The 1,196-nt window shown below is 56.6% G+C and carries 1 rRNA gene (only partly in view); it reads right to left on the bottom strand.

Features of this window, described 5'->3' with window-relative positions:
- Positions 1-21: 21 nt before the first annotated feature.
- Positions 22-1,196: ribosomal RNA gene (locus ACGFZN_RS39915) — 23S ribosomal RNA — on the bottom strand; its annotated part runs 1,376 nt beyond the window's last position; the annotation flags it as partial.

Below are 1,196 nucleotides of genomic sequence, written 5' to 3'. Positions count from 1 at the left end.
ACACAGTGGACGCGAGCAACTGAGGACAAGCCCTCGGCCTATTAGTACCGGTCACCTCCACACGTTACCGTGCTTCCAGATCCGGCCTATCAACCCAGTCGTCTACTGGGAGCCTTACCCCATCAAGTGGGTGGGAGTCCTCATCTCGAAGCAGGCTTCCCGCTTAGATGCTTTCAGCGGTTATCCCTCCCGAACGTAGCCAACCAGCCATGCCCTTGGCAGAACAACTGGCACACCAGAGGTTCGTCCGTCCCGGTCCTCTCGTACTAGGGACAGCCCTTCTCAAGACTCCTACGCGCACAGCGGATAGGGACCGAACTGTCTCACGACGTTCTAAACCCAGCTCGCGTACCGCTTTAATGGGCGAACAGCCCAACCCTTGGGACCGACTCCAGCCCCAGGATGCGACGAGCCGACATCGAGGTGCCAAACCATCCCGTCGATATGGACTCTTGGGGAAGATCAGCCTGTTATCCCCGGGGTACCTTTTATCCGTTGAGCGACGGCGCTTCCACAAGCCACCGCCGGATCACTAGTCCCGACTTTCGTCCCTGCTCGACCCGTCGGTCTCACAGTCAAGCTCCCTTGTGCACTTACACTCAACACCTGATTGCCAACCAGGCTGAGGGAACCTTTGGGCGCCTCCGTTACCCTTTAGGAGGCAACCGCCCCAGTTAAACTACCCATCAGACACTGTCCCTGATCCGGATCACGGACCCAGGTTAGACATCCAGCACGACCAGACTGGTATTTCAACGACGACTCCACACACACTGGCGTGCATGCTTCACAGTCTCCCAGCTATCCTACACAAGCCGAACCGAACACCAATATCAAACTGTAGTAAAGGTCCCGGGGTCTTTCCGTCCTGCTGCGCGAAACGAGCATCTTTACTCGTAGTGCAATTTCACCGGGCCTATGGTTGAGACAGTCGAGAAGTCGTTACGCCATTCGTGCAGGTCGGAACTTACCCGACAAGGAATTTCGCTACCTTAGGATGGTTATAGTTACCACCGCCGTTTACTGGCGCTTAAGTTCTCAGCTTCGCCCCACCGAAATGGAGCTAACCGGTCCCCTTAACGTTCCAGCACCGGGCAGGCGTCAGTCCGTATACATCGCCTTACGGCTTCGCACGGACCTGTGTTTTTAGTAAACAGTCGCTTCTCGCTGGTCTCTGCGGCCACCCCCAGCTCAGA

The sequence above is a fragment of the Streptomyces sp. NPDC048192 genome (assembly GCF_043202415.1).
Lineage (GTDB): Bacteria > Actinomycetota > Actinomycetes > Streptomycetales > Streptomycetaceae > Streptomyces.
This window is presented reverse-complemented; position numbering and strand designations above follow the sequence as displayed.